Genomic DNA, 25,772 nt, shown 5'->3' on the forward strand with positions numbered 1-25,772 from the left:
ACCCCCACGCCGGCCGGGGACACCGCGCCGGGCCCGAACCCAGGCCCGAGCCCGAACCGGGCCCCACCCGCTACCCTCCCGCCATGGGCACCTTTCGGGTGATGCGGCAGGACGACAACGGCAACCGCTTCCTGGTCGCCGGGAACCTGGCCGAGGCCGAGGCGCACCGCCTGGCGGCCGAGTTCGAGGCGCGCGGCCACAAGCAGCTGTACTGGGTCGAGGCCCAGGCCCAGGACCCGGCCCCGTAGGGTCGGGGGCATGGAACAGGCCGGTGAGACCACTGTCGGAACCCCGCCGAGGATCGTCGTCGGCGGGGTGCTGATCCGCGGCGGCCGGGTGCTCGCCGCCCGCCGCAACGCGCCCGCGTCGGTCGCCGGCCGCTGGGAGTTCCCCGGTGGCAAGGCCGAGCCCGGCGAGACCGAGGCGCAGGCGCTGGAGCGCGAGCTGCTGGAGGAGCTGGGCGTACGGGCGAGGGCGCTGCGGCGGCTGTCCGGCGGGTGGGCCGTGCGGCCGGGGCTGGAGCTGCGCTTCTGGGCCGCCGAGCTGCTGTCCGGTGAGCCGAGCGCGCTGGAGGACCACGACGAGCTGCGCTGGCTGGGCCCGGCCGAGCTGGATTCGGTGGACTGGATCGGGCACGACCGCGAGGTCCTGCCGCAGGTCGCCGAGCTGCTCGCGGTGGCGGGCGACGCGCAAGCCGCCGGATAGGTCAATCGGACAAGACGACCCGGCGGCCGGGATAGCCTGGGTTCTGCTGGGTATGTCGCCTTTCGACACCATTCGTCACCATCGGTGAGCCGCCCCAGCCGGCGACGCCGATCCCGACCAGAGCCGGAGGCCCCGTCGGTGTCGACAACCGGGAACGGCGGCGGGGGAGCGCGCCGGGCAGGCACCGCGGGAGGCGCCGCCGCCCGCGCCCGGCTGCGCCGCGCCGCCCCCGCGGCCGCCCCGCAGCCGCCGTCGTCCGGCCGCCGCCGCCGCGGCTCCGACGTCCCCGGCAGTGCCCGGCCGGTCCAGCCGGCGCCGACCCTGGCCGTCCCCGAGCCCGGCGTCCGGCCCGCCCTGCGCGGCCGCCCCGGCCGGCCGTTCCCCGGCGGCCCGGCGGACGCCCGGCAGGGCCTGGCCGCGCCGCCCGGGGGCAGCCTGCTGGACATGCTCAAGGTCGCCATCGCGATCCTGGACACCGCGGGCCGGGTGGTGCTGTGGAGCCCGGCCGCCGAGGAGCTGCTCGGCTGGCCGAGCGAGCTGCTGGTCGGCCGCCGGATCGACGAGCTGATCCCGGACCAGGAGCAGGTCGCCCGGATCCGGACCGCGGTCCAGGACACCCTGCGGCACGGCCGCTGGGCGGGCAACGCCGAACTGCGCGACCGGGACGGCGTGCCGGTCGCCGTGGACGCCCGGATCTCCCTGCTGGTGGACGGCGACGGCACCCCGTTCCTCCAGGTCAACCTGGCCGAGGCGGCCGCCGTACGGGCCGTCGAGCGGGACCTCGCGGTGCGCGACGCGCTGTTCGAGCAGTCCCCGCTGGGCATCGCCATCCTGGACACCGACCTGCGCTACACCGCTGTCAACCAGACCCTGGCCGAGATGAACGGCGTCGCCCTGGAGGACCACGTCGGCCGTACCACCGGCGAGACCCTGCCCGAGCGGGCCGCCGACGAGATCACCGCGATCCAGCGCCAGGTGCTGGCCACCGGCGAGCCGGTCATCGACGTCACCCTCGCCTCCCCGGTCACCACCCGGGCCGGCTACCGCTCGATCTCCTACAGCCGGATGACCGACCGGGCCGGCCGGGTGCTCGGCATCTCCGGCACCGTCATGGATGTGACGGAGCGTTACCGGGCGGTGGCCAAGGTCGAACACGCCCGGCGGCGGCTCTCGCTGCTCAACGAGTTCGGCTCCCGGGTCGGAGACCTGCTCGACGCCGCCCGGATCGCCCAGGAACTGGCCAACTCGGTGGTGCCCCGGCTGACCGACCACTCCGCGGTGATCCTGCTCCAGGCCGTCGCGCACGGTGACGACCTGCCCCGGCACGGCCACGACCGGCGCACCTCGCTGCTCCAGCTCGGCACCGCCTCCGTCCAGGACGGCCCCGAGGTCGAGGTGATGCTCCGGCGCGGCGCCCGGATCACCTTCGCCGAGGACTCCGCCTGCGGCCGGGTGCTGCGCACCGGGGTGCCCGAACTGCTGTCCGGCGCCGACCAGCTGGACGACGTCACCTATCCCGGCGACCCCAAGATGCAGGCCGCCCACGACCTGGGCGTGCACTCGATGCTGGTGGTCCCGCTGCGCGCCCGCGGCATCGTGATCGGCCTGCTGCTGGTCAGCCGGGCCGGCTACCGCGAGGGCTTCGACCGGGACGACCTCGCCTTCACCGTCGAACTCGCCGACCGGGCCGGCAGCTCGCTGGACAACGCCCGGCTGTACGCCCGCGAGCGCACCGCCGCGCTCACCCTCCAGCGCACCCTGCTCCCGCAGCAGGTCCCCCAGCCCACCGGCGTCGAGGTCGCCTACCGGTACGTGCCCGGCAGCAGCGGCACCGAGGTCGGCGGCGACTGGTTCGACGTCATCCCGCTGCCCGGCGACCGGACCGCGCTGGTGGTCGGCGACGTGATGGGCCACGGCCTGCGGGCCGCCGCCACGATGGGCCGGCTGCGCACCGCCGTCCGGGTGCTGGCCGCCCTCGACCTGCCGCCGGACGTCCTGCTGCGGCACGTCCACGAGCTGGCCGACGACCTCGCCCAGGGCCCGGACGAGGCGCTGCTCGCCACCTGCGTCTACGCCGTCTTCGACCCGGGCACGGCGAAGCTGACGGTGGCCAAGGCCGGGCACATCCCGCCGGTGCTGGTGGTGCCGGGCGAGGAGGCGGTGGAGCCGACCCGCACCGGTGGCCCGCTGCGCGGCGGCGCCGGGCGGATCCTCGACCTGCCCTCCGGCGCCCCGCTCGGCGTGGGCGGGGTTCCGTTCGAATCGGTCGAACTGAAGATCCCCGAGGGCAGCCTGCTCGCGCTCTGCACCGACGGCCTGGTGGAGTCCCGGGACAAGGACCTCGACGTCGGCCTGGGCCGGCTGGTCACCGTGCTCCAGGAGCCGCACGCCTCCATCCAGGCCGCCTGCGAGGCGGTGCTGGACACCATGGAGCAGGGCCGCGAGCCGGACGACGTCGCCCTGCTGCTGGCCCGGCTCGGGCACGGCCAGGCCGGCACCCCGACGGCCGGCTGGACGCTGCCCGCCGAGCCGACCGCCGTCTCCCGGGCCCGTCGGCTGGTCCGCGCCGCGCTCGCCGAGTGGGGCGTCGAGGACCTCACCGACACCGCGGAGCTGCTGGTCAGCGAGCTGGTCACGAACGCCGTCCGGTACGCCAGCGCCCCGATCGGGGTCCGGCTCACCCTCGGCGAGACCCTGCTGGTCGAGATCTCCGACCCGCTGCCGGACCCGCCCCGGGAGCGCCACGCGGCCGAGGCCGACGAGGGCGGCCGGGGCCTGGAGCTGGTGCACCGGCTCGCGCTGCACTGGGGTGCCCGGGCCGAGGGGATCGGCAAGGTGGTCTGGTTCGAGCTGGCACTGCCGGGTAGTGACACCGGCGAGGAGTGACGCGAGTAGAGCGTCCGGACCGTCAGGAGAACCGTGCTGCATATGCCAACGGGCGCTCAGGGGGAGCGCGCGCTCCGGAAGGGGGCGCGGGCGTGGCATTGTGGTTGCGCGGGCGGTAGGACAAAAACCTTCGCCCGATCTGATGTTGTGATGTTGAGGGCGTGTGAACGTACCCCTCGATGATGAATACTCGGTCTTCTCGACATCCGGACGGTCGCGGGTTGGAGGGGTCGGTCCGTTGAACAGCACTCCGGCGCGGAACGCGCCGAGCAGCAGCGGTCATGCCGCTGTGCCCGGGCAGGCCGGTTCCCCGCACCTGCCCGTACCGGCGCCGCCGCCGGCCCACGCCGCCGCCGGCCCGGGCCGCGAGGACCGCGCCGCGGCCCACCCGGCGGCCGAACCCCGGCCCTGGGGCGCCGGGGACCCGGGCTCGATCTACGACTACATCCGGGTCGCCACCTTCGCGATCGGCCCCGACGGCCGGATCAGCCAGTGGAGCGAGCGCGCCGCCGAGTTCTTCGGCGTCCCCGCCGCCGAGGCCGTGGGCGCCGACCCGATCAGCACCTTCGTCCCCCGCGAACTCTGGCGCCGCGGCCGCGCCCGGCTGGAGCGCACCCTGGCCGGCGAGGAGTGGGTCGGCACCACCCCCTACCGGGACGCCGCCGGCGGCGAGGGGCTCGCCGAGCTCTACCTGATGCCCGACAGCGCCCTGCCCACCGCGGGCGCCACCTGTCTGGCGGTCGACCTCGGCCGGCTGCGCCGGATCGAGACCGACCTCGCCGCCTCCGAAGCCGTCTTCGGGCAGACGCCCACCGGCTTCGTGCTCTTCGACGACCGGCTGCGGCTGCAGCGGGTCAACGACGCCTTCGCCTCCGGAATGGGCCTCGTCCCCACCGACCTGGAGGGCCTCACCCCGCACGACCTCTTCCCGCCGTCCGAGGCCGACCGGCTCAGTGCCGCCCTGCGCAAGGTCCTCGCCACCGGGGAGCCCGTCTTCGACCTGCGCTTCCACAGCGCCGTCCCGACCCGCGAGGGCAACCGGCTCTGGGCCGTCTCGCTGTACCGGCTCAACGGCTCGGCCGGTCAGCCGATGGGCGTGGCCGGACAGGTCTCCGACGTCACCAGCCGGCACGTCGCCGAGCGCGAGGCCGACGGCGTGCGCCGCAACCTCGCCCTGCTCAACGAGGCCAGCGCGCACATCGGCTCCACCCTCGACCTGGAGACCACCGCCAAGGAACTCCTGGACGTGGTCGTCCCGCCGTTCTGCGACCTCGCCACCGTCGACCTGTACACCGCGCTGCTCTCCGGCGAGACCGTCCCCAGCGCCGGCCGCCTCGGCGACACCGTGCTCACCGACGGCAGCGGCGAACTGCGCCGGGTCGCCGTCTCCAGCGTCATCGGCGGCGCCTCCTCGGTGCTCGGCTCGGTCACCGGCCTGCCGATCGCCGAAGCCGGCGGCACCCTCTGCTACCCGCGCCGCTCCCCGCACGCCCGGGCGCTGCGCACCGGCCGCAGCGTCGTCCCCGAGCCCGGCCGCGACCCGCTGCTGCGTTCCACCCTGATCGTCCCGCTGGTCGCCCGCGACCAGGTGCTGGGCCTCGTCCAGCTCTCCCGGGCGATCGGCAGCGAGCCCTTCGACGCCCGCGACGTGGCGATCGCCGAGGAGCTGGTGGCCCGCGCCGCCGTCTGCATCGACAACGCCCGGCTCTACCGCCGCGAGCACGAGCGGGCGCTGATCCTCCAGCGCAGCCTGCTGCCCCCGGGCAACCCGGCCGCCAGCGGCCTGGAGATCGCCTGCCGCTACCTGCCCAGCAACAACAACACCGAGGTCGGCGGCGACTGGTTCGACGTCATCCCGCTGCCCGGCAACCGCACCGCCCTGGTCATCGGCGACGTGATGGGCCGCGGTCTGCGCGCCGCCGTCGCGATGGGCCAACTGCGCACCGCGGTACGGACCCTGGCCATGCTCGACCTCGACCCGGCCGAGGTGCTCGGCGCGCTGGACGAGATCGCCCGCGGCCTCGGCGACGACTCCGTCCCGGCCGGGCCGCCCACCCAGTACGGCCGGCTCACCTCGACGGCCGACGAGGAGGCCCGCGAGGTCTACCTGGCCACCTGCGTGTACGCGGTGTACGACGCCGTCACCCGCCGCTGCGTGTTCGCCAACGCCGGCCACCTGCCGCCCGTGCTGCTCAGCCCGGGCGAGCCCGCCCGGATGCTCGACGTGCCGCCCGGCCTGCCGCTCGGCGTCGGCGGCGAGCCCTTCGAGGAGGTCGAGCTGACCCTCCCGGACGGCGCCTTGCTCGGGCTCTACACCGACGGCCTGGTGGAGAGCCGCAAGCACCAGCTGGACGAGGGCCTGCGCGCCTTCCGGGCCGCGCTCAGCGACCGCGGCAAGGGCCTGGAGGACCTCTGCGACCACGTCCTCGGCGAGCTCGACCCGCACCACGGCGAGGACGACATCGCCCTGCTGATGGCCAAGGTGCACGCCTTCCCCGAGGACGCGGTCGGCAACTGGTTCCTGCCGCCCGAGCCGACCTCCGTCGCCAAGGCCCGTGAACTGGCCTGCAGTTGGCTGCTCGCCCGGGGACTGGACGAGCTGGTCGACACCACCGAGCTGCTGGTCAGCGAGCTGGTGACGAACGCGCTCAAGCACGGCCGGGGCGAGATCCGGCTGCGGCTGCTGCGCGAGCGCAGCATGGTCTGCGAGGTCTGGGACGACGGCTACGCCCAGCCCCGGCAGCGGCGCGCCCAGGAGACCGACGAGGGCGGGCGCGGCCTGCAGCTGGTCAGCCTGCTGGCCGAGCGCTGGGGCAGCCGGCGCACGCCCAAGGGCAAGATCGTCTGGTTCGAGCTGGGGCTGTAGCGCCCGGCGGGGCTGGGCCGTACGGGTGCAGTCGCCCGGCGGCCCGCCGTGTCGGCGCGGGCCGGGCGGGGCGGGCGGCGTTCGATGGCCGCCATGCGCGTCCGCCAGCTCACCGCCGCAGCCGCCGCACTGCTGCTCGCCGCCGGGCTCGGCGGCTGCTCCGACGACCGGGGCCGCGGCCCCTCGCCCGCACCGGCCCGGGCCGAGCCCACCGCCACCACCGGGGACGTCCGCGCCGCCGAGCGCGGCGCCGTCCGGGACGGCGGCACGCTGCGCTGGGCGCTGGACGGCGTCCCGGCCACGCTCAACGTCTACCAGCGCGGGGCCGGCGCCGACTCGGCGCTGCTCGCGCACGCGCTGTACCCCTCGCTGTTCCGGCCCGACGAGCGCGGGCGGCTCGTCCCGGACCCGGACTACCTGGTGGGTGCCGAGTCCACCCCGCCCGGGCAGCAGCCGCAGGTGGTCACCTACCGGCTCAACCCGCACGCCGTCTGGACCGACGGCACCCCGCTGTCGGCCGCCGACCTCGGTGCCCAGCGGGCCGCCCTGTCCGGCTTGGACCCGGCCTACCGGGGCGGGCCGGCGGCCGGGTACGAGGCCGTGGACTCGGTCGCCGAGGGCGCCGACCCGCACGAGGTCAAGGTGACCTTCCGGCGGCCGTACGCCGAGTGGCGGGCCCTGTTCGGGCCGCTCTACCCGGCCGCCGAGACGGCCACGCCGGCCGCCTTCAACCGGGCGCTGACCGGCACCGGCCACCTGAGCGCCGGGCCGTACGCGCTCACCCGGTACGACGAGGACGGCGGGAGGGTCACCGTGGAGCGCAACCCGCTCTGGTGGGGGGAGCGGCCGAAGACCGACCGGATCGACTTCCTGGCCACGCCGCCCGAGCGGCGGCTGGACGCGCTGGACCAGGGCCGGCTGGACGTCGCCCCGCTCACCGCCGCGGTGGACCGGGCGGTGCCGCCGCCCGCGCCGTCGCCCGCACCGTCGTCCCCGGCCCCGTCCAAGGGCGGCTCCGCGGCCGCCGCCCCGCCCGAGGCGGTGCCCGAGGCGGTGCCCGAGGCGGCGGCGTCGGCGCTGCGGCGGGCCGAGTCGCTGCCCGGGGTCACCGTGCACCGGGCGGCCGCCCCCTCGCTCACCCAGCTCACCCTCAACGCCACCCGCGGCCCGCTCGGCGACCCGGCCCTGCGGCGGGCGGTGGCCCGGGCGGTGGACCGGCGGTCGATCGCCGAGGCCGCGCTGGCCCCGCTCGGCCTGCCCGGCGCCCCGCTCGGCAGCCACCTGCTCGCCGGCGACCAGGAGGGCTACCGGGACGACAGCGCCGCGATCGGACCGGCCGACGCCGCGACGCTGCTGGACGAGGCCGGCTGGAAGCTGTTGAACGGGAGCACCCGGACCAAGGACGGCAAGGAGCTCGTCCTCACCCTGCTCGTCCCGGCCGGCTCCGCGACCGCCCGGCGCACCGCCGACGCGCTCACCGCGGACCTCGACGGGTTCGGCATCGCGGTGAGGACGCTGACCGCGCCCGCCGACACCTTCGTCCCGGAGCAGCTGGCCGACGGCGACTACGACCTCGCGCTGTTCTCCTGGCCGGTCGGCCCCAGCCCGGCGGTGGAGCAGCGCGCCGCGTACGCCAAGCCCCGGCCGGACGCCGACGGCGCGCTCGAGTCCGGCGGCAACTACGGCCGCAGCGGCACCGAGGAGATCGACCGGCTGTTCGACCGGGCGGTCACCGAACTCGACCCGGCGGCCCGGCTGGACCTGTTGCAGGAGGCGGACGTCCGGATCTGGCAGCTCGGGCACTCCGTCCCGCTCTACCAGCGGCCGGAGCTGGTGGGGGTGCGGACCGGCGTGGCCGGGGCGGGGGCCTTCGGCTTCGGCTGGCCGCGCTTCCAGGACGTGGGCCGGAGCCGGTAGCGGGGCCGTGCTGCCGGGCCACCGGAGCGCGAACGGGGGAGTGTCGGAAGGCGACCGCGGGGTGACGGGGACGTGACTCCTCTGTGATCTTGATCCCGCCCGACCTGCTCGTTTCTGCCGCCTTGGGCGGTTCCCCGTACCATAGGGAAAAGCCGAGGCATGTCCAGATGCCCGGCGGGTGGACCGGTAGTAGCAGGCGGAACGGGTGGCGCGGCCGAAGGGCCGCCGGTGCGCGTCTCGCGGCCGGGCCCGCCGTAACCCACGATTCCGGGAGAATCCGCAAGGCATGCCCACGCGCAACGACATCCGTAACGTCGCCATCGTCGCCCACGTCGACCACGGCAAGACCACGCTGGTCGACGCCATGCTCAAGCAGGCCGGCGCCTTCGCGGCCCACCAGCACCTCGATGACCGCATGATGGACTCGAACGACCTGGAGCGCGAGAAGGGCATCACCATTCTCGCGAAGAACACCGCCGTCAAGTACCACCCCAAGGAGGGTGGCGCGCCGGTCACGATCAACATCATCGACACCCCGGGCCACGCCGACTTCGGTGGCGAGGTCGAGCGCGGCCTGTCGATGGTCGACGCGGTCGTGCTGCTGGTCGACGCCTCCGAGGGTCCGCTGCCGCAGACCCGCTTCGTGCTGCGCAAGGCGCTGACGGCCAAGCTGCCGGTCATCCTGTGCATCAACAAGACCGACCGTGCGGACTCCCGGATCGACGAGGTCATCAACGAGACCTACGACCTGTTCCTGGACCTCGACGCCACCGAGGACCAGATCGAGTTCCCGATCGTCTACGCCTGTGCGCGTGACGGCGTCGCCTCGATGACCAAGCCGGAGAACGGCACCGTGCCGGCCGACAGCGACTCGCTGGAGCCGTTCTTCTCCACCATCCTGGCGCACGTCCCGGCCCCGACCTACGACGAGGAGGCACCGCTCCAGGCGCACGTCACCAACCTGGACGCCGACAACTTCCTCGGCCGTATCGCGCTCTGCCGCGTCGAGCAGGGCGAGCTGCGCAAGGGCCAGCAGGTCGCGTGGATGAAGCGCGACGGCTCGGTCCAGCAGGTCAAGATCACCGAGCTGCTGATGACCGAGGCGCTCACCCGCAAGCCGGCCGAGGTGGCCGGCCCCGGCGACATCTGCGCCGTCGCGGGCATCCCGGAGATCATGATCGGTGAGACCCTGGCCGACCTGGAGAACCCGGTCGCGCTGCCGCTCATCACGGTGGACGAGCCGGCCATCTCGATGGTCATCGGCACCAACACCTCGCCGCTGGTCGGCAAGGGCGGCAAGGGCCACAAGGTCACCGCCCGCATGGTGAAGGACCGCCTGGACCGCGAGCTGATCGGTAACGTCTCGCTCCGCGTGCTGCCGACCGAGCGTCCGGACGCCTGGGAGGTCCAGGGCCGTGGCGAGCTGGCGCTGGCCATCCTCGTCGAGACCATGCGCCGGGAGCTGTTCGAGCTGACCGTCGGCAAGCCGCAGGTCGTCACCAAGGTCATCAACGGCAAGACCCACGAGCCGGTCGAGCGGATGACCATCGACAGCCCCGAGGAGTACCTCGGCGCGATCACCCAGCTGATGGCGACCCGCAAGGGCCGCATGGAGACCATGACGAACCACGGCTCCGGCTGGGTCCGCATGGAGTTCATCGTCCCGTCGCGCGGCCTGATCGGCTTCCGGACCCAGTTCCTGACCGACACCCGCGGCACGGGTATCGCGCACAGCATCTTCGAGGGCCACGAGCCGTGGTTCGGCGAGCTGCGGATGCGCAACAACGGTTCGCTGGTGGCGGACCGCGCGGGCGTCGTGACGCCGTTCGCGATGATGGGCATCCAGGAGCGCGGCACGCTGTTCGTCGAGCCCACCACCGAGGTGTACGAGGGCATGATCGTCGGCGAGAACTCGCGCCAGGACGACATGGACATCAACATCACCAAGGAGAAGAAGCTCACCAACATGCGTGCGGCCTCCTCCGACACCACCGAGAACCTGGTGCCGCCGCGCAAGCTCTCGCTGGAGCAGTCGCTGGAGTTCTGCCGCGAGGACGAGTGCATCGAGGTGACCCCGGAGACGGTTCGCATCCGTAAGGTCGTGCTGGACCAGAAGGACCGCGGACGTAGCGCCTCGCGCGCCAAGAAGGCGTGATCCGGACGGCTTGAGCGGCCTTTGGCCGGAATGCTTCGCCCCCCTTTCCGATGGAGAGGGGGGCGAACTTTTTCAACTACTCCAAGTTGTCGGGGCCGCTATTAACGGAATAGCGCTCATCACACCCAGGTGTCCGCTGAGCGAACGTGACAGTTCGTCATCCGTGACGACTGTCCGTTTGGTGCCTGTCTGGCTATGTCTCATATGTCCGGTTTTCGAAACTTACCGACTGTTCATGTGACCTAATTGAGATCGTCACTGGTCACTTTCGTGTCCGTGCGTGACGGATAGTGGGTGCAGTCAGGCTCGGGTCAAGGGTGAACGCGCAGGGGTGCGCGCCGAAACCACGAGCGCGGACGGCATTGCGGGTCCGGTGAACACCGTTCCGCGTTGCCCTCCTCGTCGCAAACGTCGAATTCAGGAGGCACACCGATGCGTGGTGTGAGCCAGGCCAAGTGGGTTGTCGCAGCTGTTGCTGTCGCGCTCGCCGCGACTGCTTGTAGCAGCAGCGGCAGCAGCGACACCTCCGGGAGCTCGGACAGCGCCGCGGTCGACCCCTCGGGCACGTTCAGCTTCCAGAGCGCGGAGCCGCAGCGTCCGCTGCAGCCGGCCAACGCCATGGAGAACCAGGGCGGCCGTATCGTCAAGCAGCTGTTCACGGGCCTCGTCGACTACGACCCCGCGACCGGTGCTCTTCGCAACCAGGTGGCCGACAAGATCGAGACCACCGACGCCAAGAACTACACCGTCACGCTGAAGTCCGGCTGGACCTTCCACGACGGCACCCCGGTCACCTCGAAGTCCTTCGTGGACTCCTGGAACTGGTCCGCCAACCCGGCCAACAACCAGATCAACTCCGACTGGTTCTCGGACATCGTCGGCTACGACGCCGTCCACCCGGACAAGGGCGACCCGACCGCCAAGGAGATGGCCGGCCTCAAGGTCGTCGACGACACCCACTTCACCATCGAACTGGCCCAGCCCGTCTCGTACTTCACGTACAAGCTCGGCTACTCGGCCTTCTTCCCGCTCCCCACCGGGTTCTTCGCGGACCCGAAGGGCTTCGGCGAGAAGCCGGTCGGCAACGGCCCGTACCAGTTCGTGTCGTGGGAGCACAACAAGGCCATCACGCTCAAGGCCTACGACAAGTACAGCGGCACCAACAAGGCGAAGAACGGCGGGATCGTCTTCCGCAGCTACACCTCGCCCGAGGCCGCGTACAAGGACCTGATGTCCGACACCCTGGACGTGCTGGACCAGGTCGACTCGACCGACCTGCCCAAGTACAAGGACGACCTGGGCAAGCGCGCGATCGACCAGGCCCAGGGTGCGATCCAGAACATCTCCTTCGCGCTGTACAACGCGGACTGGTCCTCCATGGACAAGGACAAGGCCGCCAAGGTGCGCCAGGGCCTGTCGATGGCGATCGACCGCGACACCATCACCAAGACCGTGCTGAACAACAGCCGTCAGCCCGCCGACTCGTTCGTGGCGCCGGGCGTCATGGGCTACAAGGCCGGCGTCTGCGGCGACGCCTGCAAGTACGACCCGGCCAAGGCCAAGCAGCTCGTCACCGACAACGGTGGCGTTCCCGGCGGCAAGATCACCATCCTGTACAACTCCGACGGTGGCCACAAGGAGTGGGTGGACGCGGTCTGCAACTCGATCCGCCAGGCGACCGGCGTCGAGTGCCTCGGTGACCCGAAGCCGGACTTCAAGACCTCGCGTGACATCGTCACCAAGAAGCAGGTCCAGAGCATGATGCGGACCGGCTGGGTGCAGGACTACCCGCTGAACGCCAACTTCCTGCGGGACGTCTACGGCACCGGTGCCGCCGCGAACGACGCCGGCTACTCCAGCCCGGAGTTCGACAACCTGGCGAAGCAGGCCGACGCGGCCACCACGGTCGAGAAGACCGCCGAGCTCTACCAGCAGGCCGAGGCCGTTCTGGCCAAGGACATGCCGGCGATCCCGCTCTGGTACTACAAGACCAACTCGGGCTACTCGAACAACGTCCAGAACGTGAAGTTCAACTCCTTCGGCGACCCGGTCTACACCGACGTCGAGGTCAAGAAGAAGAAGTAATCGGTCGGCACCGCCTGACCCGGTGACAACGGCCGGTGCCCGTCCCATCCCCACAAGGGCGAGGACTGGCACCGGCCGTTGGCACGCCGACTTATCTCTTGCCGGGTTGACGGGCCCGGCAGAGCCATACATGGAGGCACGATGGGGCGCTTTGTCGCGAGGCGACTGCTCCAGATGATTCCGGTGTTCCTCGGAACGACCGCACTCATCTTTTTCATGGTGCACTTGCTGCCCGGTGACCCGCTGGCAGCACTGTGGGGCGACAAGGCGCCGGACCCGGTGCAGCTCGCGGCCCTGAAGCACCAGCAGCACCTGGACCAGCCGCTGGTCCAGCAGTACCTCTCCTACATGGGGGGCCTGCTCACCGGCGACTTCGGCACGGCACTGGACGGACGTCCGGTGCTCGACAAGATCACCGAGGCCCTTCCGGTCACGGTCCGGCTGGCGCTGTTCGCGTTCGCCATCGAGATCGTGGTCGGCATCGGCATCGGCCTGATCGCGGGCCTGCGCCGCGGCAAGATCTTCGACAAGGGTGCGCTGGTCTTCACCCTGCTGCTGATCTCGATCCCGGTCCCCGTGCTGGGCTTCCTGTTCCAGACGATCTTCGGCATCAACCTCAAGTGGGTCACGCCGACCGTCCAGCACAGCGACGACATCACCCAGCTGGTGCTGCCGGCCGTCGTGCTCGGCTCGCTGTCGCTGGCCTACGTCGCGCGCCTCACCCGTACCTCCATCGCCGAGAACATCAAGGCCGACTACGTCCGCACCGCGGTGGCCAAGGGCCTGCCGCGCCGGAAGGTCATCGGCACCCACCTGCTGCGCAACTCGCTGATCCCGGTGGTCACCTTCCTCGGCACCGACCTCGGCGCCCTGATGGGCGGCGCGATCGTCACCGAGGGCATCTTCAACGTCCAGGGTGTCGGCCACGCGCTCTACCAAGCGATCAACATGAAGGAGGGCGCGACCGTCTCCGGCTTCGTGGCCTTCCTGGTGATCGTCTACCTGGCCGCCGGCCTGATCGTCGACCTGCTTTACGCGGTCCTGGACCCGAGGATCCGGTATGCCTGACCTGACCGAGAAGAAGACGGCCGGGAAGATCCCGGCCCAGACCACCGTCGCGGCGGCCGCCAAGCCGGAGAAGGCGCGCAGCCTCGGCTCCGACGCCTGGCACGACCTCCGGCGCAAGCCGATCTTCGTGATCTCCGCGCTGCTGATCCTGCTGCTGATCGTGATCGCGATCGCCCCCGGGCTGTTCACCTCGGTGGACCCGCGCGCCGGCGACCTGCGCAACCACTTCCACACCCCGCCGGTCTACGACCACTTCTTCGAGGGTGACTGGTTCGGCTACGACGGCCAGGGCCGCAGCATCTACGCCCGCATCATCTACGGCGCCCGCGCCTCGGTCGTGGTCGGCATCTGCGTGACCCTCGGTACGACCATCCTCGGCGGCATCGCCGGCATGGTCGCCGGCTACTTCGGCGGCTGGGTCGACACGATCATCTCCCGCATCACCGACATCTTCTTCGGCATCCCGCTGCTGCTCGGCGCGCTGGTGATCCTGAACGCCTTCCCCACGCGCACCATCTGGAGCGTGGTCTTCGCCCTGATCGCCCTGGGCTGGACCCAGATGACCCGTGTCATGCGCGGTTCGGTGATCACGGTCAAGCAGTCGGACTTCGTGACGGCGGCCAAGGCGCTCGGCGCCAGCACCAGCCGGATCATGTTCCGGCACATCCTGCCGAACGCGATCGCCCCGGTGATCGTGGTCGCCACCATCTCCCTCGGCGGCTACATCGCCCTGGAGGCGACGCTGAGCTTCCTGGGCATCGGTCTGCAGGACCCGACCATCTCCTGGGGCATCGACATCTCGTCGGCCCAGAAGCTGATCCGTACGGCGCCGTTCGCGCTGTTCTTCCCGGCAGGCATGCTGAGCCTCACCGTGCTGGCCTTCATCATGCTCGGCGACGCGGTGCGCGACGCCCTCGACCCGAAGCTCCGCTGAGAGAAGAGGTGACGACCCGATGACCACCGTGATCGAGAACAACCAGAAGAGCGATCGTCTCGAAGTCGGAACCCCGCTCCTGGAGGTCAAGGACCTCCACGTGGAGTTCCACACCCGGGACGGCGTCGCCAAGGCCGTCAACGGCGTCAACTACTCCGTCGCGGCCGGCGAGACCCTCGCCGTCCTCGGCGAGTCCGGCTCCGGCAAGTCCGTGACGGCCCAGACCATCATGGGCATCCTGGACATGCCCCCGGGCAAGGTGACCCAGGGCGAGATCCTGTTCCGCGGCCGGGACATGCTCAAGATGAGCAACGAGGAGCGGCGCAAGATCCGCGGCCAGAAGATCGCGATGATCTTCCAGGACGCGCTCTCGGCGCTCAACCCGGTGCTCAGCGTGGGCTACCAGCTGGGCGAGATGTTCCGGGTGCACCAGGGCGCCTCCAAGTCCGAGGCCAAGGCCAAGGCCATCGAGCTGATGGACCGGGTGCGCATCCCCGCCGCCAAGCAGCGGGTGAACGACTACCCGCACCAGTTCTCCGGCGGCATGCGCCAGCGCATCATGATCGCCATGGCGCTGTCGATGCAGCCCGACCTGATCATCGCCGACGAGCCCACCACCGCCCTGGACGTCACCGTCCAGGCCCAGGTGATGGACCTGCTGGCGGAGCTCCAGGCCGAGTACAACATGGGCCTGATCCTGATCACCCACGACCTCGGCGTGGTCGCCGACGTCGCGGACAAGATCGCCGTGATGTACGCGGGCCGGATCGTCGAGACCGCCCCGGTGCACGAGCTGTACGCGAACCCCGCGCACCCGTACACCAAGGGCCTGCTGCGCTCGATCCCGCGCCTGGACCAGAAGGGCCAGGAGCTGTACGCGATCAAGGGCCTGCCCCCGAACCTGCTCAAGGTTCCGGCCGGCTGCGCGTTCAACCCCCGCTGCGACGTCGCCACCGACCTGTGCCGCACGGAGGTCCCGCTGCTGCACCACGTGACCGACGAGGACGGCACGGAGATCACCGGCCGCCGCAGCGCGTGCCACCTCTGGAAGGAGACCCTCCATGGCTGAGAACATCCTGGAGGTCAAGGACCTGGTCAAGCACTACCCGCTGACCCAGGGCGTCCTGTTCAAGAAGCAGGTCGGCGCGGTCAAGGCCGTCGACGGCATCAGCTTCGAGCTCAAGAAGGGCGAGACGCTCGGCATCGTCGGCGAGTCCGGCTGTGGCAAGTCCACGCTGGCCAAGGTGCTGATGAACCTGGAGCGGGCCACCTCCGGTCAGGTGCTGTTCAAGGGCGAGGACATCTCCACCCTGAGCGGCGCGGCCCTCAAGGCCGTCCGACGCAACATCCAGATGGTGTTCCAGGACCCGTACACCTCGCTGAACCCGCGCATGACGGTCGGCGACATCATCGGTGAGCCGTTCGAGATCCACCCCGAGGTGGCGCCCAAGGGCGACCGCCGCAAGGCCGTCCAGGACCTGCTGGACGTCGTGGGTCTGAACCCGGAGTACATCAACCGGTACCCGCACCAGTTCTCCGGCGGCCAGCGCCAGCGCATCGGCATCGCCCGCGGCCTCGCGCTCAAGCCGGAGATCATCATCTGCGACGAGCCGGTCTCGGCCCTGGACGTGTCCGTCCAGGCGCAGGTGATCAACCTGCTGGAGCAGCTGCAGGGCGAGTTCGGCCTGTCGTACATGTTCATCGCGCACGACCTCTCCATCGTCCGGCACATCTCCGACCGCGTCGGCGTGATGTACCTGGGCAAGATGGTCGAGATCGGCTCCGACGAGCAGATCTACGAGAACGCCACCCACCCGTACACCCAGGCGCTGCTGTCGGCCGTGCCGGTGCCGGACCCGACGGCGCGCGAGAACCGCGAGCGGATCATCCTCACCGGGGACATCCCCTCGCCGGCCAACCCGCCGTCCGGCTGCCGCTTCCGCACCCGCTGCTGGAAGGCGGAGGAGCGCTGCGCCGAGGAGATCCCGCTGCTGGCGATCCCGACCACGCTGGAGGGCCCGGCCGCCCACGAGTCGGCCTGCCACTTCGCCGAGGTCCGGGAGTCGGCCGCGGCCTGACGTCCCGTACGCACCAGGAAGGGTCCGCGGCTCCGGCCGCGGGCCCTTCCGGCGTTCCGGGCGCCGGGAGGACCCGGCGCCGCGTCAACTCGGCAGGGGGGTCACGGCACCCGTCCGGGTGCACCCGGCTCGCGCCGTCGCCGGGGCGCGCTTCTCATGGGGTGTGATGCGACACACACCCCTTGAGGAGGGACCTCCATGCCCGTAGCCGCCCGTGCTCGCCTGGTCCTCGCCGCTGCGACGTCCGTGGTCCTGGTGGCCACCGGGTGCGGCAGCAGCGGGGGAGGTGGTGGCAACGGCTCGTCGGACGCCGGCAAGTCGTTCAGCTACCAGAGCAATGAGCCGCAGAACCCGCTGCAGCCCGCCAACGCCAACGAGGTGGGCGGCGGTCGCATCATCCAGAACCTGTTCAAGGGGCTGGTCGACTACGACCCCAGCAACGCCAAGATCCGGATGCAGGTCGCGGACAAGATCGACACCAGTGACTCGCAGACCTTCACCATCACCCTGAAGGACGGCTGGAAGTTCCACGACGGCACCCCGGTGCACGCCAAGAACTTCGTGGACGCCTGGAACTGGGGCGCCAACCCGGCCAACGCCCAGATCAACAGCTCCTGGTTCTCCGACATCGAGGGCTACCAGGACGTCCACCCGGCCACCGGCAAGGCGACCACGGACAAGATGTCCGGCCTGAGCGTCACCGACGACCTGCACTTCACCGTCAAGCTCAGCCACAAGGTCTCGTACTTCGAGTACAAGCTCGGCTACATCGCCTTCTCGCCGCTGCCGGACGCCTTCTTCAAGGACCCGGCCGGGTACGGGCAGAAGCCGGTGGGCAACGGCCCGTACCAGTTCGTCAGCTGGTCGCACAACACCGAGGTGGTCACCAAGACCTTCCCGGACTACCAGGGCGTGGACAAGCCGAAGAACGGCGGCATCGTCTTCAAGATGTACACCACGTCCGAGGCCGCCTACGCGGACCTCCAGTCCAGCAACCTCGACGTGATGGACCAGGTGCCGCCGTCGGCGCTGGCGAACTACAAGAACGACCTCGGCGACCGGGCCGTCGACGCCCCGCAGGGCGCGATCCAGAACATCGGCTTCACGCTCTACCAGGCCGACTGGTCCTCGCCGGACAAGGCGAAGGTGCGCCAGGGCCTGTCGATGGCGATCGACCGGGACATCATCACCAAGACGGTGCTCCAGGGCTCCCGCAAGCCCGCCACCGCCTGGGTCGCCGAGGGCGTCGAGGGCTACAAGGACGGCGCCTGCGGCGACTTCTGCAAGTTCGACGCGGCCAAGGCCAAGCAGCTGATCCAGGAGGGCGGCGGCGTCCCCGGCAACAAGCTCCTGATCACCTACAACGCGGACGGCGGCCACAAGGAGTGGGTCGACGCCGTCTGCAACTCGATCCGGCAGAGCACCGGCGTGGACTGCCTGGGCGACCCGAAGCCCGACTTCAAGACCGCCCGCGCGGCGATCACCGCCCACCAGCTCAACGGCGCCTTCCGCACCGGCTGGGTGCAGGACTACCCGCTGAACGCCAACTTCCTCTCCGACGTCTACCGCACCGGCGCGGCCTCCAACGACTTCGGCTACAGCAACCCGCAGTTCGACGACGCCGCCACCAAGGCCGACGAGGCCGCCAGCGTCGCCGACACGGTGACCGGCTACCAGCAGGCCGAGGCGGTGCTGCCGAGCGGCATGCCGGCCATCCCGCTCTGGTACTACCGCACCAACTCGGGCTACTCGAACAAGGTGCAGAACGTGAAGTTCGACTCCTTCGGCAACCCGGCCTGGACCCAGGTCGAGGTCAAGGGCTGACCCGCCCCCCACGCGGCCCCGCCCTCCCCGCACGGAGGGCGGGGCCCGGTCCTCCCGGTCGGTCGCCCCCGGCCGGTCACGCCCTGGAAGGAGGCTCGGATGGGCAGTTACGTGCTGCGGCGGGTGCTGCAGATGATCCCGGTGTTCTTCGGCACCACGCTGCTGATCTTCCTGATGGTCTACACGCTGCCCGGAGACCCGGTGACGGCGCTGTTCGGGGAGAAGGCGGCCGACCCGGCCGTGGTGGCCAGCATCAAGCACAAGTACTTCCTCGACCAGCCGGTCTGGAAGCAGTACCTGCACTACATGGCGAACCTGTTCCAGGGCGACTTCGGCACCAGCTTCACCGGCCGCCCGGTCTCCGACATCATGGCCGGGGCCTTCCCGGTCACCATCCGGCTCGCGCTGCTGGCCTTCGTGTTCGAGCTGGTCCTCGGCCTCGCCCTCGGCCTGGTCTCCGGACTGTGGCGCGGCAGCATCGCGGACACCCTGGTGCTGGTGCTGACCCTGGTGGTGATCTCGATCCCGGTCTTCGTGCTGGCGTACATCGCGCAGACGATCTTCGCCACCAATCTGGGCTGGGTCACCCCGACCGTGCAGGACAGCTACGACCTCTCCCAACTCATCCTGCCCGCCGTGGTGCTGGGCTCGCTCTCGCTCGCCTACGTGGCCCGGCTGACCCGGACCTCGATCGGCGAGAACCTGCGGGCCGACTACATGCGCACCGCCGTCGCCAAGGGCCTGCCCCGGCGCACCATCATCCTGCGCCACCTGCTGCGCAACTCGCTGATCCCGGTGGTCACCTTCCTCGGCACCGACCTGGGCGCCCTGATGGGCGGCGCGATCGTCACCGAGGGCATCTTCAACGTGCAGGGCATCGGCAACGTCCTGTACCGGGCGATCAACACGAAGGAAGGGCCCACCGTGGTCGGCATCGTGACCGTCCTGGTGATCGTCTACCTGGTCGCCAGCCTGCTCGTCGACCTGCTCTACGCGGTCCTGGACCCGAGGATCCGCTATGCCTGACATCCACGACGAGGACTCGCCCAAGCCGCACCCCAAGCCCGGCGTCGCGCGCCTGGACTACGCGGGCGAGCAGGGCATGGCGGTCGAGCAGGAGACCCTGGTCGAACCCGACGTGGAGAAGCGGGAGGAAGCCCGCAGCCTCTGGGGCGACGCCTGGCGGGACCTGCGCCGGCGGCCGATCTTCCTGATCTCCGCGGTGCTGATCCTGCTGCTGGTGGTGATGGCGGTCTTCCCGTACGCCTTCACCGACGCCGACCCGCGCAAGGCCGACCTGGTGAACGACTACCTGCGCCGGCCCGCCTGGGGCGACGTCTTCGGCGCCGGCTGGTTCGGCTACGACGCCCAGGGCCGCTCCATCTTCGCCCGGGTCATCTACGGCGCCCGCGCCTCGATCACCGTCGGCATCTTCGTGACCGCCGCGGTCACCGTGCTCGGCGGGCTGACCGGCATGGTCGCCGGGTACTTCGGCGGCGCCGTGGACGCGGTGATCTCCCGGATCATCGACATCTTCTTCGGCATCCCGCTGCTGCTCGGCGCCCTGGTGCTGCTGAACGCCTTCGCCACCCGCACGGTCTGGAGCGTGGTCATCGCCCTCGGCGTGCTCGGCTGGACCCAGATCGCCCGCGTCATGCGCGGCGCGGTGCTGACCGTCAAACAGGCCGACTACGTGGTGGCGGGCCGGGCGCTCGGCGCCGGGACGGGGCGGCTGATGTTCCGGCACATCCTGCCGAACGCGATCGCCCCGGTGATCGTGGTCGCCACCATCGCGCTCGGCGGCTACATCGCGGCCGAGGCCACGCTGAGCTTCCTCGGCATCGGCCTCCAGGACCCGACCATCTCCTGGGGCATCGACATCTCCTCCGCCCAGAAGGTGATCCGCACGGCGCCGTACGTGCTGTTCTTCCCGGCCGCGGCGCTCTCCGTCACCGTGCTGGCCTTCATCATGCTGGGCGACGCGGTGCGCGACGCCCTCGACCCGAAGCTTCGCTGAGCGAGGGGAGCGCATCGTGAGTACAGCTGTGGACGCCACCGGGCAGGAACGGCAGACGCCCTACGAGGGGCCGCTGCTCGACGTGCGGGACCTGCACGTCGAGTTCGTCACCCGGGACGGCGTCGCCAAGGCCGTCAACGGGGTCAACTACAGCGTCCGGGCCGGGGAGACGCTGGCGGTGCTGGGCGAGTCCGGCTCCGGGAAGTCGGTGACCGCCCAGGCGATCATGGGCATCCTGGACATGCCGCCGGCCCGGATCCCGCGCGGGGAGATCCGCTTCCGCGGCCAGGACATGTTGAAGATGGGCAAGGAGGAGCGGCGCAGGATCCGCGGCCGGAAGATCGCGATGATCTTCCAGGACGCGCTGTCCGCCCTCAACCCGGTGCTCAGCGTGGGCTACCAGCTGGGCGAGATGTTCCGGGCGCACCAGGGCGTCTCCCGGGCCGAGGCGAAGGCCAAGGCCGTCGAGCTGATGGAGCGGGTGCGCATCCCGGCGGCCAAGCAGCGGGTGAACGACTACCCGCACCAGTTCTCGGGCGGCATGCGCCAGCGCATCATGATCGCGATGGCGCTGGCCCTGGAACCGGACCTGATCATCGCCGACGAGCCCACCACCGCGCTGGACGTCACCGTCCAGGCCCAGGTGATGGACCTGCTGGCGGAGCTCCAGGCCGAGTTCCACATGGGGCTCATCCTGATCACCCACGACCTGGGCGTGGTCGCCGACGTCGCGGACAAGATCGCCGTGATGTACGCGGGCCGGATCGTCGAGACGGCGCCCGTGCACGAGCTGTACGCCCGGCCCGCGCACCCGTACACCCGCGGCCTGCTGGACTCCATCCCCCGGCTGGACCAGAAGGGCCACGAGCTCTACGCCATCAAGGGCCTGCCGCCCAACCTGCTGCGGATCCCCCCGGGCTGCGCCTTCAACCCCCGCTGCCCGCGGGCGCAGGACGTCTGCCGGGCCGAGGTGCCGGAGCTGTTCCCGGTCACCGAGGAGGACGGCACCCCGCTGGAGGGCCGCGGCAGCGCCTGCTTCTTCTGGAAGGAGACCCTCCATGGCCGTTAACGGGGCCAGTGCGATGGGCGTGGCGGTGCCGGAGGAGGTCGCCTTCGAGCAGCCGGTGCCGCGCGGCGAGCCGATCCTGGAGGTCCGGGACCTGGTCAAGCACTTCCCGCTGACCAAGGGTGTGCTGTTCAGGAAGCAGGTCGGCGCGGTCAAGGCGGTGGACGGGGTCAGCTTCGACCTGATGCAGGGCGAGACGCTCGGCATCGTCGGCGAGTCCGGCTGCGGCAAGTCCACGCTGGCCAAGGTGCTGATGAACCTGGAGCCGGCCACCGGAGGGTCCGTCCGCTACAAGGGCGAGGAGATCTCCCGGCTCTCCGGGGCCGGGTTGAAGGCCGTCCGGCGCAACATCCAGATGGTGTTCCAGGACCCGTACACCTCGCTGAACCCGCGGATGACGGTCGGCGACATCATCGGTGAGCCGTTCGAGATCCACCCCGAGGTGGCGCCCAAGGGCGACCGCCGCAAGGCCGTCCAGGACCTGCTGGACGTGGTCGGGCTCAACCCGGAGTACATCAACCGGTACCCGCACCAGTTCTCCGGCGGCCAGCGCCAACGCATCGGCATCGCAAGGGGGTTGGCGCTCAAGCCGGAGATCATCATCTGCGACGAGCCGGTCTCCGCGCTGGACGTGTCCGTCCAGGCGCAGGTGATCAACCTGCTGGAGCAGCTGCAGGGCGAGTTCAACCTCTCGTACATGTTCATCGCCCACGACCTCTCCATCGTCCGGCACATCTCGGACCGGGTGGGGGTGATGTACCTGGGGAAGATGGTCGAGCTCGGCAGCGACCTGGAGATCTACGACCACGCGACCCACCCGTACACCCAGGCACTGCTGTCGGCGGTGCCGGTGCCGGACCCGACGGCGCGCGAGAGCCGGGACCGGATCGTGCTCACCGGGGACGTGCCCTCGCCGGCCAACCCGCCCTCGGGGTGCCGGTTCCGCACCCGCTGCTGGAAGGCGCAGGAGCGGTGCTCGGTGGAGGTGCCGCTGCTGGCCGCGCCGGGCTGGCTGGACGGGGCGGCGGTGCACGACTCGGCGTGTCACTTCGCGGCGGAGCGCGGGAGCGGGCAGGCCACGGCGCAGAACGGGAGCGGGCCGGGCACCCCCTGACCCCCTGCCACCGAAGGGCGCGTCCTCGCGAGGAGGGCGCGCCCTTCGCCGTGATGGAACCGAGATCTGCCGCGCACTCCCCAAGTGCACGCCGTTCCTTGATAGTTGCACTGCGCCTGGCTGTCGATGGTCGCTGCTGCGCTGAGGAGGCCTGCCCGGATGGATGCGGTCGAGGTGGTCGGCGGCGGACGGGAGAACCTGGTGCCCGGGACGCCGTTGCTGGAGGTCGAGGACCTGCACATCGAGTTCCACACCCAGGACGGCGTCGCCAAGGCCGTCAACGGGGTGAGCTACTCGGTGGCGGCGGGGGAGACGCTGGCGGTGCTGGGCGAGTCCGGTTCGGGCAAGTCGGTGACGGCGCAGGCGATCATGGGCATCCTGGACGTGCCGCCCGGCCGGATCACCTCGGGCCGGATCCTGTTCCGGGGTGACGACCTGCTGACCATGAGCCCCCGGCTCCGGCGGACCGTCCGGGGCCGGCAGATCGCGATGATCTTCCAGGACGCGCTGTCCGCGCTCAACCCGGTGCTCAGCGTGGGCTACCAGCTGGGCGAGATGTTCCGGGCGCACCAGGGGCTGTCGCGCGCCGAGGCGAAGGTGAAGGCCGTCGAGCTGATGGACCGGGTGCGCATCCCGGCGGCCAAGCAGCGGGTCGGCGACTACCCGCACCAGTTCTCCGGCGGCATGCGCCAGCGCATCATGATCGCGATGGCGCTGTCCCTGGAGCCGGACCTGATCATCGCCGACGAGCCCACCACCGCGCTGGACGTCACCGTCCAGGCCCAGGTGATGGACCTGCTGGCCGAGTTGCAGGCCGAGTTCAACATGGGCCTGATCCTGATCACCCACGACCTCGGTGTGGTCGCCGACGTCGCGGACAAGATCGCCGTGATGTACGCGGGCCGGATCGTCGAGACCGCCCCCGTGCACGAGCTGTACGCGCGCCCGGCCCACCCGTACACCCGGGGACTGCTCGCCTCCATCCCCCGGCTGGACCAGAAGGGCCAGGACCTGCACGCCATCAAGGGCCTGCCGCCCAGCCTGCTGCGCATCCCGGAGGGCTGCGCGTTCAACCCCCGCTGCGACCGGGTGCAGGACCGCTGCCTGACCGAACTCCCGCCGCTGGTACCGGTGGCGACCGCGGAGGGGGCCGAGCTGCCCGGCCGCCGCAGCGCCTGCCACTACTGGCGGGAGACCCTGCACGGCTGAGACCGGGCGGAGCCGGGGCGCTACTTGGTGAAGCCGACGTTCTCCCAGACGATGTCGGACAGGCCCTGGGCGCCGATGTTGGCGAGGTCGGCGCGGGCGCCGTACAGCTGCGGGCGCTGGTAGAGCGGCAGGACGCCGGCCACCTTCCAGAGCTCGCCGTCGGCCTGGTTGATCGCCTCGGAGGCGGTGCCGGCGTCGGTGGCGCCTGCGGCCCGGTCGAGGGCGGCGTCCACCGCGGAACTGCCGGCGCCGGCCCGGTTGGTGGAGCTGTTCTGGACGTAGCTCGCGCGACTGCCGCTGGCCGGGAACGGGGTGCCGAGCAGCGCGTAGACGGCGATGTCGAAGTCGTTGCGGTTGACGTACTTGTCGAAGAACTCGTTGGGGGCGGCGGTCACCGGGGTGACCTTGATGCCGACGTCCTTGAGCATCCTCGACACCGAGGCCGTCTCGTTCTGGGCCACGGCCACCCCGGCGGGGACGACCATCCGCAGGTTCAGCTCGTGGCCGTCCTTCTTCCGCACCTCGCCGTCGAGCTTCCAGCCCGCCGCGTCCAGCTTGCGGGCGGCCTCGGCCGGGTCGAAGCGGGACAGCCCCAGGGAGTTGTCGCGGTAGCCGTTCTGGTTGGCGACCAGCAGGTGGTTGTTGAGCGGGACGGCGGGCCAGTCCAGGCCGTTGAGGTCGGTGCGGATCAGGGCGTCCCGGTTGATCGCCTGGAGGACGGCCTGGCGCACGGTCGCGTCGGCGAGCACGGGGTTGCGGGCGTTCAGGGTGAGCTGGCGGAAGTCCGGCCCGCCGGCCCGGCGCACGGCCGCGCCCTTGGTGTTCTTGATGACCTGGTAGCCGGCCAGGTCCGGGCCGTTGTTGAGGAGGTCGATCTCGCCCTTGGCGAAGGCGGTGCGCATCGCGTCGGGCAGCATGGCGTGGAAGACGATCCGGTCCAGCACCGGCTTGTCGCCCCACCAGGTCGGGTCGGCGACCAGGGTGACGGTCTGCGCCGACGGGTCCAGCCGCTCGACCTTGAAGGGGCCGGCGGTGAGCGGGATGGCGTCCAGGTAGGCCGAGTTGAACGACTCCGGGGTGGACACCTTGCTCGCGGGCAGCAGCGGCGCGTTGGCGGCGCCGTTGAACATCGACTGCCACTCGGAGAACGGCCGGTCGAAGGTCATCACGGCCTGGAAGTCGTCCTTGCCCCGCTCGACCGAGCTGACCAGCTCGAAGCCGGAGGTGCTGGACGGCCGGTACGCCGGGTCCTTGCCGTTCATGGCGCGCCAGTTGGCCTCGATGTCGCGCCAGGTGATCGGGGTGCCGTCGGACCAGTGGGCCTTCGGGTTGAGCGTCCAGGTGACCACCTGGCGGCCGTCCCTGAGCTCGGCGTGGGCCTCCTGGAGGTAGGCCGGGTTGACGGTCTGGGTGCCCGCCGCGTCGGAGCGGAAGAAGGTCGGCAGCAGCGGCTTGCCGACCGCGACGGTCGAGGACTCGGTGCCGTCGGTGTGGATCGGCGACCACTGGTGGGAGAACTGGGAGATCGCCAGGTTCAGGGTGCCGCCCTGGCGCAGCCGGGCGCGGTCGTGGGCGTTGATGTCGACCGAGGTCAGCTTGGGCACCCCGGTGGCGGCGACCGGGGCGTCCGCGACGGTGCCGTCCGACCCCGCGGAGCAGGAGCAGAGCGCGAGGGAGAGCGTCAGGACGGTGAGGCCGGCGAGCAGTGCCGTCCGGTGGTGCTGGAGGCTGCGGCGGCCCATCGGCGTGGCTCCCGGGGTGACTGTGACGGATGGTGTGGCGTCACATCTTGCTGACGGGAGGGGGAGTTGTCGAGGGGCGGGACGGCCGCGACCGTGCGGTGCGGCG

At 71.0% G+C, this 25,772-nt stretch carries 18 protein-coding genes; 17 read left to right on the top strand and 1 reads right to left on the bottom strand.

Features of this window, described 5'->3' with window-relative positions; translation table 11 throughout:
* Window positions 1-83 precede the first annotated feature (83 nt).
* The 17 genes from ACFV8H_RS20865 to ACFV8H_RS20945 all read left to right on the top strand — a co-directional run bounded on the left by ACFV8H_RS20865 (window position 84) and on the right by ACFV8H_RS20945 (window position 23,924).
* On the top strand, window positions 84-248 hold the full coding sequence (locus tag ACFV8H_RS20865) for an SPOR domain-containing protein (RefSeq protein WP_380401875.1): 165 nt from the start codon (window positions 84-86) through the stop codon (window positions 246-248).
* Between the two features lie 10 nt (window positions 249-258).
* Entirely contained in the window at window positions 259-705 is a 447-nt protein-coding gene (locus tag ACFV8H_RS20870) for an NUDIX domain-containing protein (protein ID WP_375884695.1), read from the top strand.
* A gap of 138 nt (window positions 706-843) precedes the next feature.
* Window positions 844-3,591: a SpoIIE family protein phosphatase gene (locus ACFV8H_RS20875; protein ID WP_380401878.1), complete on the top strand. Its 2,748-nt coding sequence runs from the start codon at window positions 844-846 to the stop codon at window positions 3,589-3,591.
* Between the two features lie 238 nt (window positions 3,592-3,829).
* On the top strand, window positions 3,830-6,457 hold the full coding sequence (locus ACFV8H_RS20880; RefSeq protein WP_380401881.1) for a SpoIIE family protein phosphatase: 2,628 nt from the start codon (window positions 3,830-3,832) through the stop codon (window positions 6,455-6,457).
* Between the two features lie 93 nt (window positions 6,458-6,550).
* Entirely contained in the window at window positions 6,551-8,374 is a 1,824-nt protein-coding gene (locus tag ACFV8H_RS20885) for an ABC transporter family substrate-binding protein (protein ID WP_380401883.1), read from the top strand.
* Between the two features lie 286 nt (window positions 8,375-8,660).
* Window positions 8,661-10,529 (top strand): translational GTPase TypA, encoded by a 1,869-nt coding sequence (gene typA / locus ACFV8H_RS20890; RefSeq protein WP_375884704.1) that lies wholly within the window; start codon window positions 8,661-8,663, stop codon window positions 10,527-10,529.
* Window positions 10,530-10,961: 432 nt separating this feature from the next.
* Window positions 10,962-12,614 (top strand): ABC transporter substrate-binding protein, encoded by a 1,653-nt coding sequence (locus ACFV8H_RS20895; RefSeq protein WP_380401886.1) that lies wholly within the window; start codon window positions 10,962-10,964, stop codon window positions 12,612-12,614.
* A gap of 141 nt (window positions 12,615-12,755) precedes the next feature.
* Complete coding sequence (locus tag ACFV8H_RS20900) at window positions 12,756-13,682, top strand: ABC transporter permease (RefSeq protein ID WP_375884708.1); 927 nt, start codon at window positions 12,756-12,758, stop codon at window positions 13,680-13,682.
* On the top strand, window positions 13,675-14,616 hold the full coding sequence (locus ACFV8H_RS20905) for an ABC transporter permease (protein WP_380401890.1): 942 nt from the start codon (window positions 13,675-13,677) through the stop codon (window positions 14,614-14,616). Before ACFV8H_RS20900 ends, ACFV8H_RS20905 begins: the two co-directional genes overlap by 8 nt.
* A 19-nt stretch (window positions 14,617-14,635) precedes the next feature.
* The gene (locus tag ACFV8H_RS20910; RefSeq protein ID WP_375884713.1) at window positions 14,636-15,685 is read left to right on the top strand and encodes an ABC transporter ATP-binding protein; all 1,050 of its coding nucleotides are present in this window, start codon (window positions 14,636-14,638) and stop codon (window positions 15,683-15,685) included.
* Window positions 15,678-16,694: an ABC transporter ATP-binding protein gene (locus ACFV8H_RS20915; protein WP_380401893.1), complete on the top strand. Its 1,017-nt coding sequence runs from the start codon at window positions 15,678-15,680 to the stop codon at window positions 16,692-16,694. Before ACFV8H_RS20910 ends, ACFV8H_RS20915 begins: the two co-directional genes overlap by 8 nt.
* A gap of 198 nt (window positions 16,695-16,892) precedes the next feature.
* Complete coding sequence (locus ACFV8H_RS20920; RefSeq protein WP_380401896.1) at window positions 16,893-18,518, top strand: ABC transporter substrate-binding protein; 1,626 nt, start codon at window positions 16,893-16,895, stop codon at window positions 18,516-18,518.
* A 99-nt stretch (window positions 18,519-18,617) separates the two neighbouring features.
* Window positions 18,618-19,544, top strand: a complete 927-nt coding sequence (locus ACFV8H_RS20925; protein ID WP_380401899.1) for an ABC transporter permease — start codon at window positions 18,618-18,620, stop codon at window positions 19,542-19,544.
* Between the two features lie 76 nt (window positions 19,545-19,620).
* Complete coding sequence (locus ACFV8H_RS20930; protein WP_380401963.1) at window positions 19,621-20,535, top strand: ABC transporter permease; 915 nt, start codon at window positions 19,621-19,623, stop codon at window positions 20,533-20,535.
* 16 nt (window positions 20,536-20,551) lie between these two features.
* Entirely contained in the window at window positions 20,552-21,604 is a 1,053-nt protein-coding gene (locus ACFV8H_RS20935; protein WP_380401902.1) for an ABC transporter ATP-binding protein, read from the top strand.
* Window positions 21,594-22,715 carry an ABC transporter ATP-binding protein gene (locus ACFV8H_RS20940; RefSeq protein ID WP_380401905.1) on the top strand — a complete coding sequence of 374 codons (1,122 nt, stop codon included), beginning with the start codon at window positions 21,594-21,596 and terminating at the stop codon, window positions 22,713-22,715. The genes ACFV8H_RS20935 and ACFV8H_RS20940 overlap by 11 nt, the downstream gene beginning before the upstream one ends.
* A 159-nt stretch (window positions 22,716-22,874) precedes the next feature.
* On the top strand, window positions 22,875-23,924 hold the full coding sequence (locus ACFV8H_RS20945) for an ABC transporter ATP-binding protein (RefSeq protein ID WP_380401908.1): 1,050 nt from the start codon (window positions 22,875-22,877) through the stop codon (window positions 23,922-23,924).
* A 20-nt stretch (window positions 23,925-23,944) separates the two neighbouring features.
* Here the strand turns inward: ACFV8H_RS20945 and ACFV8H_RS20950 are convergent, their stop codons facing one another.
* Complete coding sequence (locus tag ACFV8H_RS20950; RefSeq protein WP_380401911.1) at window positions 23,945-25,666, bottom strand: ABC transporter family substrate-binding protein; 1,722 nt, start codon at window positions 25,664-25,666, stop codon at window positions 23,945-23,947.
* Window positions 25,667-25,772 lie beyond the last annotated feature (106 nt).

It is taken from the genome of Kitasatospora sp. NPDC059827, from assembly GCF_042731675.1.
GTDB lineage: Bacteria > Actinomycetota > Actinomycetes > Streptomycetales > Streptomycetaceae > Kitasatospora.